General features: G+C 67.3%; 1 protein-coding gene. It reads left to right on the top strand.

Features of this window, described 5'->3' with window-relative positions; translation table 11 throughout:
* Positions 1 to 394, top strand: a 394-nt coding sequence (locus FLP08_RS17235; RefSeq protein ID WP_162431140.1) for a glutathione S-transferase, incomplete at both ends; no start/stop codon positions are given.

The following is a 394-nucleotide window of genomic DNA, read 5'->3' as shown; positions in this document are numbered from 1 at the left end:
GATTGGCAATCGCAATGACTCGTCCTGGTCGCTGCGGGGCTGGCTGGCCCTGCGCATGAGCGGGGCGGCGTTCGACGAGATACTCGTCCCGCTGGGGCGGCCCGATACCCGGGAGCGGATCCTGCAATATTCGCCGACCGGCAAGGTGCCCTTGCTGAAAAGCGAGGATGGCGACATCTGGGATTCCCTGGCCATCGCCGAGTACCTCGCCGAGCGCTTCCCCGAGGCCCACCTGTGGCCGCGCGGCGAGGCGGCGCGGGCGCTGGCCCGTTCGGTTTGCGCGGAAATGCACAGCGGTTTCGCCGCGTTGCGCGGCGAGCTGCCGATGGACCTGCGGCGCCAGCAGCCATTGGTGGAATTGTCCGAGGCGACACGACAGGATATTCAACGTATC

Source organism: Christiangramia aestuarii (genome assembly GCF_009735585.1).
Taxonomy (GTDB): Bacteria; Bacteroidota; Bacteroidia; order Flavobacteriales; family Flavobacteriaceae; genus Christiangramia; species Christiangramia aestuarii.
This window is presented reverse-complemented; position numbering and strand designations above follow the sequence as displayed.